The organism is Brevibacterium sp. FAM 27836 (assembly GCF_051351055.1).
Taxonomy (GTDB): domain Bacteria; phylum Actinomycetota; class Actinomycetes; order Actinomycetales; family Brevibacteriaceae; genus Brevibacterium.
Genome location: NZ_CP195711.1, coordinates 52265 through 65685, shown reverse-complemented (window position 1 = coordinate 65685; position 13421 = coordinate 52265). Strand labels below are relative to the sequence as shown.

12 protein-coding genes are annotated in these 13421 nt (G+C 64.9%); 10 read left to right on the top strand and 2 right to left on the bottom strand.

All coding sequences use genetic code 11. The features are described from left to right. Positions 1–16: 16 nt before the first annotated feature. Complete coding sequence (gene ndk, locus ACSE4D_RS00335; RefSeq protein ID WP_135538562.1) at positions 17–436, top strand: nucleoside-diphosphate kinase; 420 nt, start codon at positions 17–19, stop codon at positions 434–436. A gap of 119 nt (positions 437–555) precedes the next feature. On the opposite strand, the gene ACSE4D_RS00330 is transcribed toward ndk, so the two are convergent. Continuing rightward, positions 556–1227, bottom strand: coding sequence for a vitamin K epoxide reductase family protein (locus ACSE4D_RS00330; RefSeq protein ID WP_436326400.1), 672 nt, complete (start codon positions 1225–1227; stop codon positions 556–558). A gap of 300 nt (positions 1228–1527) precedes the next feature. Between ACSE4D_RS00330 and ACSE4D_RS00325 the strand changes: the two genes are divergently transcribed. Then, positions 1528–4596, top strand: coding sequence for an Rne/Rng family ribonuclease (locus tag ACSE4D_RS00325; protein WP_436326399.1), 3069 nt, complete (start codon positions 1528–1530; stop codon positions 4594–4596). 122 nt (positions 4597–4718) lie between these two features. Here the strand turns inward: ACSE4D_RS00325 and ACSE4D_RS00320 are convergent, their stop codons facing one another. Further along, the gene (locus ACSE4D_RS00320) at positions 4719–6029 is read right to left on the bottom strand and encodes an SPFH domain-containing protein (protein ID WP_436326398.1); all 1311 of its coding nucleotides are present in this window, start codon (positions 6027–6029) and stop codon (positions 4719–4721) included. A gap of 142 nt (positions 6030–6171) precedes the next feature. Between ACSE4D_RS00320 and ACSE4D_RS00315 the strand changes: the two genes are divergently transcribed. The 8 genes from ACSE4D_RS00315 to ACSE4D_RS00280 all read left to right on the top strand — a co-directional run bounded on the left by ACSE4D_RS00315 (position 6172) and on the right by ACSE4D_RS00280 (position 13420). Beyond that, positions 6172–7701: an alanine/glycine:cation symporter family protein gene (locus ACSE4D_RS00315; protein WP_436326397.1), complete on the top strand. Its 1530-nt coding sequence runs from the start codon at positions 6172–6174 to the stop codon at positions 7699–7701. A gap of 110 nt (positions 7702–7811) precedes the next feature. Beyond that, a complete protein-coding gene (locus tag ACSE4D_RS00310) occupies positions 7812–8129 on the top strand; it encodes a chorismate mutase (protein ID WP_240689656.1) in 318 nt (105 codons plus the stop codon). 253 nt (positions 8130–8382) lie between these two features. Beyond that, on the top strand, positions 8383–8691 hold the full coding sequence (gene rplU, locus ACSE4D_RS00305; RefSeq protein WP_135538553.1) for a 50S ribosomal protein L21: 309 nt from the start codon (positions 8383–8385) through the stop codon (positions 8689–8691). 15 nt (positions 8692–8706) lie between these two features. After that, on the top strand, positions 8707–8958 hold the full coding sequence (rpmA, locus tag ACSE4D_RS00300) for a 50S ribosomal protein L27 (protein ID WP_135538551.1): 252 nt from the start codon (positions 8707–8709) through the stop codon (positions 8956–8958). Between the two features lie 100 nt (positions 8959–9058). Beyond that, a complete protein-coding gene (gene obgE / locus ACSE4D_RS00295) occupies positions 9059–10627 on the top strand; it encodes a GTPase ObgE (protein ID WP_436326396.1) in 1569 nt (522 codons plus the stop codon). Then, positions 10624–11790: a glutamate 5-kinase gene (proB, locus tag ACSE4D_RS00290; RefSeq protein ID WP_135538547.1), complete on the top strand. Its 1167-nt coding sequence runs from the start codon at positions 10624–10626 to the stop codon at positions 11788–11790. The genes obgE and proB overlap by 4 nt, the downstream gene beginning before the upstream one ends. Before the next feature lie 3 nt (positions 11791–11793). Beyond that, positions 11794–13083: a glutamate-5-semialdehyde dehydrogenase gene (locus tag ACSE4D_RS00285; RefSeq protein ID WP_135538545.1), complete on the top strand. Its 1290-nt coding sequence runs from the start codon at positions 11794–11796 to the stop codon at positions 13081–13083. Positions 13084–13258: 175 nt separating this feature from the next. Further along, a complete protein-coding gene (locus tag ACSE4D_RS00280) occupies positions 13259–13420 on the top strand; it encodes a hypothetical protein (RefSeq protein ID WP_167854366.1) in 162 nt (53 codons plus the stop codon). The last annotated feature ends 1 nt before the right edge of the window (position 13421 follow it).

The following is a 13421-nucleotide window of genomic DNA, read 5'->3' as shown; positions in this document are numbered from 1 at the left end:
ACTTGGAAGGACCAGAATGGAACGTACCCTCATCCTCATCAAACCCGACGGAGTCGCACGCGGCCTCGTCGGACAGATCGTCGCACGCATCGAAGCCAAGGGCTACGCGATCGATGCGCTCGACCTGCGTACGGCCACGGCCGAGGAACTGGCCGCGCACTATGCCGAACACGAAGGCAAGCCCTTCTACCAGCCGCTCGTCGACTTCATGTCCGAAGGCCCGATCGTGTCGATCATCGCCTCCGGCCAGGGCGTCATTCCCGGCTTCCGGTCTCTGGCCGGTGCCACCGATCCGACGAGCGCGGCTCCTGGCACGATCCGCGGTGACCTCGGCCGCGACTGGGGTGAGAAGGTGCAGAAGAACCTCGTCCACGGATCCGACTCCACCGAATCGGCCGAACGCGAGATCGGCATCTGGTACCCGGCTGAAGCCTGACCAGACCACGGCCCGCGAGCACAGATCGATCGTGCCGGTGCAGGCCGAACCTGCAGGCGCAGGTCGCGGATGACCAGTGAGGGCGCCCCACCGCTGCGGTGGGGCGCCCTCACTGCAGCTCAGGGTCTGAGGACTGCAGAACCTGAGAACAGGTTGGAGAAGTACGCCCAGAACTGGACGACGATGCAGGCGAAGATGATGAGCATCCAGAGCACGGACAAGGCGATGTTCTCCTTGGCGGCGACCCGGGCGAACGCGTTGCCTGCGACACCGCGGCCGAAGTGGCCGGAGAGCACATTGCGGGCGGTGACCGCCAGGAACATCGGAATCGTCACGGTCCACACGACGATGCACCAGGGACAGCCGACGCCGATCTTGTAGATCGAGATGTAGAACAGGAACATGACCAGGACCACGCCGAGGCCGAGCCCGAGGTTGAGTCCGATCATCACCCAACCGGGCAGTCTGGTGCCGGAGAGGATGAGGACACCGATGAGCAGCGGGATGATGAACGCGGCGATGCCCAGAAGCTGATTCGGGAACCCGAACAGCTCCGACTCCGCATGCTCCATGACCGAACCGCAGGAGAAGAAGGGGTTGAGGTCGCAGGAGAGCACGACATCCGGATTCGCCAGCTTCTCGTACTTCTCTGCTGACAGGGAGAAGGAAGCGAGGAAGCCGATCACCGAGCCAACGATGAGGAAGATCCCGAACGGGCCGGGCCTCAGCACCCACGAAGAGACGGTCGGAGCGGCATCGATGTCATCGGAGAGGCTCTGTGCACTGTTCACCCTTCAAGAATGCCTGGCCGACCTCACCGCGGCAAACCCCGAGGGCCGAAACCTCAGCTCAGACGGACATCTGTGACATAATGGCATGACGGATACCTGTTCTCACACCGAGCAGGAGAAGGGCCTCCACCGAGTCGAGGGTATGACCTCGCAGGTCGACAACAAGATGAGGCTGCACCGAAGGCCTACGCGCTGAGCGCGAGCCGGAAAGTGCCATCCACAAGTTTCGGTCCACTGGGGACCATGTAAGGATCCGAAGATCCGTTTGGTGTGGACGGCGTCTTCGGACTGGGAGAACTGATGAACGATATGTCGAACGACGGTACAGAGTCGACAGATCCAACCGAAGGCATCCTCGCCGATCTGGCGAATCTGGAGCAGTCGGTCAACGCCAAGAGCAATTCCTCCGACGACGTCGACGACAGTGTGCGTGCACGTCTCGATGACATCGCCGAGGCGGCCGAATCGCTGCGGATCGGTGACGAGGTCGACGGTGACGGCGATGATGAGGAACCGGAGTCGGCTCCCCGCCGGGGCCGGCCCAAGTCCGCCCGTGAGGCCGTCGCCAATCGAGGACTCGTCTTCGAGGAGTTCGTCCGCGGGGACGCGGACGCTGAGAGCTCCGACGACGAGGGCTCCGATGACGACGAAGATGACGAGGAGAACTCGGCGGAGGACTCCTCTCCGCGTGAGCCGGCCGTGAGCTTCGATCCGCGCAATCCCTTCGCCGCTCCCGCCCCGGCGGCAGCGGAGCCGGCCGAACCCCGCCCCGCGCCGTCCGTTCCGCACGACGGCGGCCTGATCTTCCAGGTGCCGAAGGCAGAACACGCTCAGGTCGTGAACATCGACGACGAAGGCTCTGACGATGACTGGGACGATTCCCAGGACTCCGACGAGGACTCCTCGTCCTCTCGCCGAGGCGACCATGACGAAGACGAGAACTCCAATGGTCCGCGTCGCCGTCGAGGAGGCCGCGGACGCCGCTCGCGCAACCGCGACGACTCCCACGACGACGCCGACGAGGCTTCCGGGAAGTCGGAGAAGCCCCAGGACTCCGAGGGCGACGACTCCGATTCGGAGAACTCGCGGTCGTCTCGTCGCGGCTCCCGGTCGAACAATCGCGGTGGGAAGCAGAAGTCCGATTCGGACTCACACGATTCGCACTCGAAGTCCGATCACGGTTCCGACGACAACTCCGATGCCAGCAGCTCCGATGACTCCCACTCGGATGAGCATGACGAAGACGACGACTCCGACGGAGGCTCACGTCGGCGCCGCCGTCGTCGCTCCCGCACACGCAGCTCCGAGCGCGACGAGGTCACGTCCCTGAAGGGATCGACGCGACTCGAAGCGAAACGTCAGCGTCGCAAGGAGGGCCGTGAGGCCGGGCGCCGTCGCCCGATCATCACCGAGGCCGAGTTCCTCGCCCGCCGCGAATCCGTCGAACGTACGATGCTCGTGCGCGAAAGCGGTGACCAGACGCAGCTCGTCGTCGTCGAAGACGGAATCGCCGTCGAACACTATCTCAAAGAGAACCGCCAGCAGTCCTCGCTCATCGGCAACGTCTACCTCGGCAAGGTGCAGAACGTGCTGCCGAGCATGGAAGCCGCGTTCATCGACATCGGCAAGGGCCGCAACGCCGTGCTCTACGCCGGTGAGGTCAACTGGGACGCTCTCGGCATGGACGGCAAAGCCCGTCGCATCGAAACCGCGCTGAGCCCCGGCGACCCCGTGCTCGTGCAGGTGACGAAGGACCCGATCGGGCACAAGGGTGCTCGACTGACCAGCCAGATCTCCCTGCCCGGCCGGTTCCTCGTCTATGTGCCCGGCAATTCGATGACCGGCATCTCGCGGAAGCTGCCGGACAACGAACGTGCCCGACTGAAGAAGCTGCTTAAAGAGCTCGTCGGCGATTCGAACGGCGTCATCGTGCGCACCGCCGCCGAGGGAGCCACCGATTCGGATCTCTCCCGTGACGTCGAACGCCTCGCCAAGCGCTGGGAGACGATCGAGAAGAAGTCCAAGTCGACGAAGGTGCTCGCCCCGCAGCTGCTCTACAGCGAGCCTGACATGATCGTGCGCATCATCCGCGACGTGTTCAACGAAGACTTCAACTCGCTCGTCATCGACGGCGACGGAGCCTGGAACACGATCCACGAATACGTCGAATCCGTGGCCCCCGACCTGCTCGAACGCGTCCACAGCTACAGCGAAGACGAAGACATCTTCGACCACTACCGGATCGAAGAGCAGATCCAGAAGGCTCTGCAGCGCACCGTGAACCTGCCATCGGGCGGTTCGCTGGTCATCGACCGGACCGAAGCGATGACGGTCGTCGACGTCAATACCGGCAAATTCACCGGTTCCGGAGGCAACCTCGAGGAGACGGTGACTCGCAACAACCTCGAAGCCGCCGAGGAGGTCATCCGTCAGCTGCGTCTGCGTGACATCGGCGGCATCATCGTCGTCGACTTCATCGACATGGTGCTCGAGTCCAACCGCGACCTCGTCGTGCGCCGCCTCGTCGAATGCCTCGGGCGTGATAGGACGAAGCACCAGGTCGCCGAGGTGACCTCGCTGGGTCTCGTCCAGATGACCCGCAAGCGCATCGGCACCGGCCTGGCCGAATCCCTCGTCAGCGCCGGAGAGGACCTCAGCGGTCGCGGCCTGCTGCTGCCGGGCTCCGAAGAGGACGGATCGAAGTCGCACCGCGGCAACCGATCATCGAACAACGACAACCGTCGCGACCGCAAGCGCCGCGGAGATTCGGGATCGAAGTCGAAGCAGAGCGAACCGGAGACGCAGGAGGAGCCGGTCTCGTCCGATGCCTCCCGCTCTGCATTCGCTGCGATTGCGAAGGCGACGCTGAAGAAGGACGAAACGGACTCCGCAGAAGCGAAGTCTGAGAGCGGGCGCGAGGAGAAGTCGGGCGCCGAGGACACCGGCAAGTCCCGTTCGCGTTCGCGCAACGGGCGTCGCCGCTCGAACTCCCGGTCCGGCCAGTCCGACACCGCGGACGCGAAGGACTCTGCGGACGGTTCCGCAGACAAGCCGAAGGACGCGGGCTCGAAGGCGGAGCCCGAAACCGCGGCCGCGACGCCCGAGTCCAAGGACTCGGGAGCGAAGAAGCCCGCGCCCGAGGACTCATCGGCAAAGCGTGCGCAGAAGAGTGAGGACTCAGCGCCCGCTCCCGCACCAGAGCCGAAGGATCTGCCGCTGATGATCGGTGCTGACACCGAGACGAAGGTGGCCGCCGTCGCGCCCGTCCGGAAGGCCGCTGCGAAGAAGTCCCCGGCACCTGCGAAGAAGACGAGTGAGAAGGTCCAGGAAGAGCTGCCGACCTCATTCGTCATCATCGGCGAGAACTGAGCCTCGAGGCGGTGCGCGACACCGCCGCCGCGCTGAGCAGACAGTCTGCTGAGCGGACAGTCAAGCGCCCCGCCGACGGAGTTCCGTCGGCGGGGCGCTTGACGCTCTGAGAGAGGCGGTGCTCAGCCCGCCGACTGCTGATTGCGGGTGGTGCTGATCGTCGGCTGCGCCGCCTGATCACCGCAGAGGACGATCATGAGGTTCGAGACGAGATCGCTGCGTTCGGCCTGACCCAGCCGCACGATCTGTCGTCCCTCGATCTCCTCGATGGCCGTCTCGACCATGCCGACCGCGCCCTCGACGATGAGCTGACGCGCCGCAACGACCGCAGTCGCCTGCTGGCGCTGGAGCATCGCGCGGGCGATCTCGGGAGCGTAGGCCAACTGGGTGATGCGGGACTCGATGACCGTCACTCCGGCCGCCATCACTCTGGCGGCCACCTCGTCGGAGAGCTTCGAGGTGATCTCATCGGCATTGTCACGCAGCGACATCCGCTGTGGATCAGACGAGTCATAGGCATAGGAGTTCGCGATGTGCCTGACCGCGGTCTCGGCCTGGATCGCGACGAACTCCTCGAAGTCGTCGACTTCGAACATCGCCTGCGCAGTGTCTTTGACCTGCCAGACGACGACGGCACCGATCTCGATCGGGTTGCCGTCGAGATCGTTGACCTTCAGCGTCGAGGTCTCATGATTGCGGATGCGCGTGGAGACCTGATCCTTCGTGTAGAAGGGGTTGACGAAGCGCAGGCCCGACTGGCGGACCGTGCCGACGTACTTGCCGTAGAGCTGGAGGACGACGGCATGACCGGGTGCCACCGAAGTGCAGCCCTTGAAGAGGAACATCGATGCGATGAAGCTGAGGACACCGAAGACGATGAGGATGACGCCGATTGCGACCTGAACGAACGTCATGATGAAGCCGAAGACACCAAGGATGAGGGCGAGCAGAAGCAGACCGATGGCTCCGACGATTGCGAAGTAGCCGGAGACTCCTCCCGCAGGCTTCTCGCGCACCCGTTCTCCCTCGGGAGAGACGATTCGGGCCGGGGTCGGCCCATTCGCCGAGGTGGGGTGCTGTGGAGAGTCGGTGGGCCGGTTCGAGGTCGGGTTCGGCGCCGAACGTCGACGACGAGCCTCCTGGGGGATCGGAGAGGCGGGGCCGGGACCATGATGCTGGGGTGCGCCCGTGTTCGCCTGCGCACCGCCGGGCGGACCATAAGCGGGCCCCGAATCCGACATGCCCGAAGAGCCTGCCTGAGACCCCTGTGAACCGTAATGCCCGTTCGGGTTGGTCACGGGTTCGGCTCCCGGATACGCGGCCGGCTGCGTGTGCCCGGCCTGGTAGTGCGGGGCCGGATCACCGCTGGGCACGGGACCATGACCGGGTGGCTGATTCCGTCGGGGAGCTGGCTGCTGAGGGTTCTGAGTCATGCCTCCAGTCTAGGCCACAGAATGAGACGCGGGTCTCAGGAGCAGCCGCGTGCGGGCGGTTCGGTAACGGTTTGATAACTGAACCGGCTCCGCGGGTCGGAGCGCTTGAATGTGATGTGCGTCTCAGGGAGGTTGACAGATCATGAACACCATTCATATCTCAGCAGCGCCGGTCTCTCCGGTCGACGATGCCATCGACTCATGGTTCGATCCGATCGCCACGTGGTTCGGCAACATCATCTTCTTTCCGATCACCCTCGGAGACTTCTCCTTTCCGTTCGTCGTCCTGTGGCTGATCTTCGCGGCCCTGGCCTTCACCGTCTACTTCGGCTTCATCCAAGCGCGCGGAGCGAAACTCGCTCTCGAGATCATCCGCGGGAAGTACTCGTCGAAGGACGACCCCGGCGAGGTCACTCACTTCCAGGCTCTCGCCTCGGCGCTGTCCGGCACTGTCGGCCTCGGCAATATCGCCGGTGTCGGCGTGGCCATCGCGCTCGGCGGTCCGGGCGCCACCTTCTGGATGATCATCGCGGGCCTCCTGGGCATGTGCACGAAATTCGTCGAATGCACTCTCGGTGTGAAGTATCGCGAGATCGACGAGAACGGCGTGGTCCACGGCGGTCCGTTCAAGTACCTGCCCGTGGCCTTCCGCCGCTTCAGCAAGCCGGTGGCGACGACGCTCACCGGTCTCTTCGCGATCGCCATCCTCATCTTCGGCGTGGTCGGCGGCGGCATGTTCCAGGCCAACCAGACCTTCGCTCAGGTGCGCACGGCCACCGGCGGGGACGACGGATTCCTCGCCGGCCCCTTCGCCTCGCTCGTCTTCGGCATCATCTTCGCCGTCCTCGTGGCCCTCGTCATCCTCGGCGGCATCCGCTCCATCGCGAAGGTCACCGACAAGCTCGTTCCCGGCATGGCGATCTTCTACGTCGTCTCCTGTCTGCTCGTGCTCGGGCTCAACTACGCGAACATCCCGAACGCCATCGGCGAGATCTTCGCCGGCGCCTTCAACCCGCAGGGCATCGCCGGCGGCGTCGTCGGCGTGATGATCATCGGCTTCCAGCGTTCGGCCTTCTCCAATGAGGCCGGCATCGGCTCCGCCCCGATCGCACACTCCGCAGTCAAGACCCGACGTCCGATCTCCGAAGGATTCGTCGCGCTCCTCGAGCCCTTCATCGACACCGTCATCGTGTGCACGATGACGGCGCTGACGATCATCGTGGCCAATCAGGCCTCCTACCGTGAGGACCTCGGCGCAGGAGAGATCGGGGGAGTGGCCCTGACCTCGGACGCCTTCTCCACCGTCGCGTCCTGGTATCCGGTGCTGCTGGCGATCGCTGTCGCGCTCTTCGCCTTCTCCACGCTCATCACCTGGGCCTACTACGGGGAGCAGGCCTGGGGGTTCCTGTTCGGCAAGGCGAAAGGCAGCGTCACCGTGTTCCGCGCCCTCGTGTGCATCTTCGTCGTCATCGGCTGCGTGGCCACCTTCTCGAAGGTCGTCGAATTCGCCGATGCGGCCCTGTTCATGTGTGCCTTCATCAACATTCTCGGCCTCTACCTGCTCATGCCGGTGGTGAAGAAGGAGATGAAGAAGTACCTGGCCGACCGCAGGGCCGGCACGCTCGGCGACCCGGACACCGTCGACGCCGTCCCTGTCGAACGGCCTGCCTGAGCGACTGAGACTCCCGCATTCCCGGGCATGTCTGCCGAACTGCGATGATTGTGCGCCGCGCGCCCGGACGCGGCGCACAATCATGCCCGGGCATCGTTAGACTGGGATGCGTGGAGCAGAACAGAGACGACAACACATACGCATTTCAGCGGCTGCGGGAGCTGCGGGGAAGCATCGACAACATCGACGCCTCCCTCGTCCATCTCCTGGCCGAGAGATTCAAGCTCACCGAGCGCGTCGGCGAGCTCAAGGCCGACCACGGACTGCCGCCGGCCGACGAATCCCGTGAAACCGAGCAGGTCGCCCGACTGCGGGTGCTGGCCGAGGACTCACACCTCGATCCCGCCTTCGCCGAGAAGTTCCTCGCCTTCATCGTCGCCGAGGTGATCCGCCGGCACGAACGCATCGCGGAGTCGCGCGACAGCTGAAGAGACAGAGGCGTCTGCGGAGATGAGGCAGACTCATGAAGCTGTGAGAGATGTCTCACAGTCAGCATCTCAGTCGTCGACCGATGTCGAACGGGTTTGCCGATGTCGCGCAGTCTCGATTAGAATTGAGCGTCGGTGCGTGTGACGCACCACGGCTGGTGATTCCTCTCAATGGGAAGCCTGCGAAGACCCTTCGCGGCAGCCAAGGGACAACCGCCGTTCGTTTGAGAATTAGCAGAAAGAGGGTTCGACCATGGTCTATGCCATCGTCCGCGCCGGAGGCCACCAGGAAAAGGTGAGCGTCGGCGACATCATCACAGTCAACCGAATGAAGGCGAAGGCTGGAGACAGCGTCGAACTCGATGCCGTGCTTCTTGTCGACGGTGAGACGGTCACGACCGATGCCGATGCCCTGTCGAAGGTCTCGGTCTCCGCTGAGGTCACCGGCGAGCTCCGCGGGCCCAAGATTGTGATCCAGAAGTACAAGAACAAGACGGGATACAAGAAGCGTCAGGGCCACCGCCAGGACCTCACCCGCCTGAAGATCACGAACATCAAGTAAGAGGAGACTTCTCACATGGCAAGCAAAAAGGGAGTCAGCTCGACCCGCAACGGTCGCGACTCGAACCCACAGTACCTCGGTGTCAAGCGCTTCGGCGGTCAGACCGTCAAGGCCGGCGAGATTATCGTCCGCCAGCGCGGAACCAAGTTCCACCCCGGTTCCAACGTCGGCCGCGGCGGAGACGATACCCTCTTCGCACTGAGTGCAGGCGCCGTGGAATTCGGCACCCGCAACGGTCGCAAGATCGTCAACATCGTCGGAGCCTGATCCTTTAGGATCCGTTCCGTCGTCAATAGGATTTCTCCCCTGTGAGGGGACCATGAAGGGTGAGTCGAACGACTCACCCTTCATCTGATATAAGGACATTATGGCCACCGAGTTCGTAGATCGTGTCACTGTTCACCTCGCCGCCGGCGACGGTGGGAACGGGTGCGCCTCGATCAGGCGCGAGAAGTTCAAACCGCTCGGCGGCCCCGACGGCGCCGACGGCGGCAATGGCGGAAACATCATCTTCCGAGTCGACCGTCAGTCCACGACTCTTCTGCCGCTCCACCATCGACCGCACCTGCGCGCTGACGGCGGGGGGATCGGCAAGGGCGACCTGCGTCATGGAGCCGACGGCAAGAACCTTGTCATCGATGTGCCCGAAGGCACAGTGGTCAAGGACACCAACGGCAGCATCATCATCGACCTCGTCGAAGACGGCACCGAGTTCACCGCGGCCGCAGGCGGACGCGGGGGACTCGGCAACGCCGCCCTGGCCTCGACGAAGCGCAAGGCTCCCGGCTTCGCTCTGCTCGGTGAGCCCGGAGAGACGCTGAGCCTCGTCCTCGAGCTCAAGACGATCGCCGACATCGCTTTCGTCGGGTACCCCTCCGCGGGCAAATCGAGCCTCATCGCTGCGCTGTCTGCGGCGAAGCCGAAGATCGCCGACTACCCCTTCACCACCTTGGTGCCCAACCTCGGTGTGGTCCAGGCCGGCGACACCCGCTACACCGTCGCTGACGTGCCGGGTCTCATCCCCGGGGCCTCGGAGGGCAAGGGTCTCGGGCTCGAGTTCCTCCGCCACGTCGAACGCTGTGCCGGCCTCGTCCACGTCATCGATATGGCCACGTGGGAGCCCGGACGCGACCCGGTCTCCGATCTCACGATCATCGAATCCGAACTCGCCGCCTACGCCGTCGACCTCGACGACGGCAGCGGACTGCTGCCGCTGTCGGAACGACCGAAGCTCGTGGCACTGAACAAGGTCGACATCCCCGACGGACGCGATCTCGCCGACATCGTGCGCCCCGACCTCGAAGCCGCGGGGTACCGAGTCTTCGAGATCTCCGCGGTCAGCCACGCCGGACTGCGCGAGCTGTCCTTCGCCATGGCCGAACTCGTGCTGGCCGAACGCGAACGTCGCGCCGAGATCGAAGCCACCCCGCAGCGTGTGGTCATCCGCCCGAAGGCCGTCGACGATCGCGGTTTCGAGATCCGCGTCGAACACGACGCCGAAGGACCGCTGTTCCGCGTCCTCGGCGACAAACCGCGCCGCTGGGTGCAGCAGACGGACTTCGGCAACGACGAAGCCGTCGGCTATCTGGCCGACCGACTCGAACACCTCGGCGTCGAAGATGCCTTGTTCAAGGCCGGCGCCAAACCCGGGGACACGATCGTCGTCGGCGGCGATGACGGAGTGGTCTTCGACTGGGACCCCACGACCATCGGCGGAGCCGAACTGCTCGGCTCCCGCGGCTCCGACGCCCGACTCGAGGACGAGGCTCGCGCCACCCGCAAGGAGCGCAAGGCCGCCTACCACGACAGAATGGACGCGAAGGCCGCCGTGCGCGCCGAGTTCGAACAGGAACGCCTCGCCGAGCGTGCTCGGCGTCAGGGCAGCGCCGGCTCCGAGCCGTCGGCAGCCACTGAGTCGGGGACCGACGAGGAGTGAGCGCCTCTTCGCACGGGAGAACTGCAGCGCCGGCCGTCCGCGAGGACATCGCCACCGCGCGTCGTGTCGTGGTCAAGGTCGGTTCGTCTTCTCTGACCACCATCGACGGCGGCCTCGACGAAGCCAAGCTCATTGCGCTCACCGATGTCATCGGTGCTCATCGCGCCGCCGGGCATGAGGTGATCCTCGTGTCCTCCGGCGCGATCGCGGCCGGCCTCGACCCGATGGGCCTGAACAGACGGCCCCGCGATCTCGCCACTCAGCAGGCCGCGGCCGGCGTCGGCCAGGGACTGCTCATGGCCGCCTACACCCGTGCTCTGGGACGCTACGATCTCGTGCCCGGTCAGGTGCTGCTCACCGCCGATGACCTCATCCGTCGGACACAGTACAAGAACGCCCAGCGGGCCATCGACAAACTCCTCGCCCTGGGCACTCTGCCCATCGTCAACGAGAACGATGCCGTGGCCACCGAGGAGATCCGCTTCGGTGACAACGACCGGCTCGCAGCCCTCGTCGCACACCTGTCCCACGCGGATGCACTCGTCCTCCTCTCCGACGTCGACGCCCTCTACTCGGGGCCCCCGGACCGGCCCGGCTCGCGCCTCATCGATCATGTGCACGGTCCGAGCGATCTCGAGACCATCGCCATCGGCGGGGTCGGCTCCGCCGGGACGGGCACCGGCGGGATGGCCACGAAGGTCGACGCCGCGATCATGGTCGCCGATTCCGGTATCCCCGCGGTGCTGACATCGGCGCCCCAGGTCGACTCGGTGCTGGCCGGGGACGAAGTGGGCACGTACTTCGCGGTCACCCACCGACGTCGCGGCACGCGTCTGCTGTGGCTGCGGCACCTTGCGCGGACCTTCGGGTCGGTGACCATCGACAGGGGGGCCGAGCAGGCGGTGCTCTCCCGAGGCACTTCTCTGCTCGCGGCGGGCGTGACCGCGGCCGACGGAGACTTCGAGGCCGGCGACCCGGTCGAGATCCGCAGCATCGACGGCGAGGTCATCGCCCGGGGGATGACGAACTTCTCGTCCGAGGAGCTGCCGCTGATGTTCGGGTCCACGACCGAGGAACTTGGCACCCGTCTGGGAAATGATTACCGTAAAGAGGTCATCCATCGTAACGATCTCGTTCTCACACATGTGAGCGGGGGGAGATAGCACATGAGCGCTGCAGCCGAGATCCACCCCAAGACTGTGCGCGGCGTGACCCGGATCGCGCGCAATGCCAAAACCGCATCGAGCCTGCTGGCCACGACCTCGACGGCCGACAAGAATGCCGCCCTGCACGCCATCGCCGAGGCGCTGCGGACCCATACCGACCGCATCGTCAAGGCCAATGACGCCGACATCGCCGCCGGCACCGAGAACGGAATGAGCGAAGCGCTGCTCGACCGCCTCCGTCTTGACGCCGGTCGCATCGCCGCGATCGCGGATTCGGTCGAAGCCGTCATCGACCTCTCCGACCCCGTCGGCGACGTCGTCCTCGGCCGAACCCTGCCCAACGGCATCAAGCTCACCCAGACGCGAGTGCCGATGGGCGTCATCGGAGCCATCTACGAAGCCCGCCCGAACGTCACCGTCGACATCGCCGTGCTCGCCCTGAAATCGGGCAACGCCTCGGTGCTGCGCGGAGGTTCGGCAGCGCAGAACTCGAACGCGGAGATCATCTCCGTCCTCCGCGGCGCCGTCGAATCGGCAGGGCTGCCCGCCGACACGATCAACGGCATCGACCAGTACGGCCGTGAGGGAGCGAACGTGCTCATGAACGCCCGTGACTTCGTCGACCTGCTCATTCCCCGAGGCGGCGCCGAACTCATCAATATGGTCGTGCAGGAATCGATCGTGCCCGTGATCGAGACCGGGGTCGGCAACGTCCACATGTTCGTCGACTCCACGGCCACGGTGAAGACCGCCGTCGACCTCGTGCTGAATTCGAAGACGCACCGGCCCAGCGTCTGCAACTCCCTCGAGACGCTGCTCGTCCATGAGAAAGCGTCCAAACGGGTGCTGCCGAAGATCCTCGAACGCCTCGATCAGGCCGGCGTCATCGTCCACGCCGACTCCGATGTCTCTGCCCTGGCCCCCTCGACGATGAAGGTCCGCCGGGTCTCACGGCGCGACTGGGCCAAGGAATACCTCGGTCTGGAGATCGCGATCAAGCTCGTCACCGGGATCGAAGAGGCCATCGACCACATCCGCGCCTACAGCTCCGGGCATACCGAAGTCATCGTCACGAAGGACCTCGACAATGCCGACACCTTCGTCGCCGCGATCGACGCCGCGGCCGTCGGGGTCAACGTCTCCACCCGATTCACCGATGGGGGAGAGCTCGGCTTCGGAGCCGAGGTCGGCATCTCCACGCAGAAGCTGCACGCTCGCGGTCCGATGGGCCTCGAGCAGCTGACGACGACGAAGTGGGTGATGATGGGCAACGGACAGATCCGTTCCTGATCCCCAACCGGGGCGAAACCGTCACGATCGGAGCCTCCCCGGCCCCGCCTCGGCGGATTCGAAACCGATCGAAGTCATGTCGATGCCGAATAACGGGGTCGTTCATGAGAAAATGAGAGAACAGTGAAACCGGCGCGCACTTTCCGCGTCGGAGGAAATGAGAAGGAGTAATCACGTGAACGCAGCCATCTTGGCAGCCGCGGCCGAAGGTGCTGAGCATGCAGCCCACACCGAGCTGCCGATGGATCCGATCTGGTTCGGACTCACCACCCTGGCGATCTTCCTCACGATCGGCATTGTGACTCGGTCGTGGAAGGGCATCTCGCACCGCCACTGAT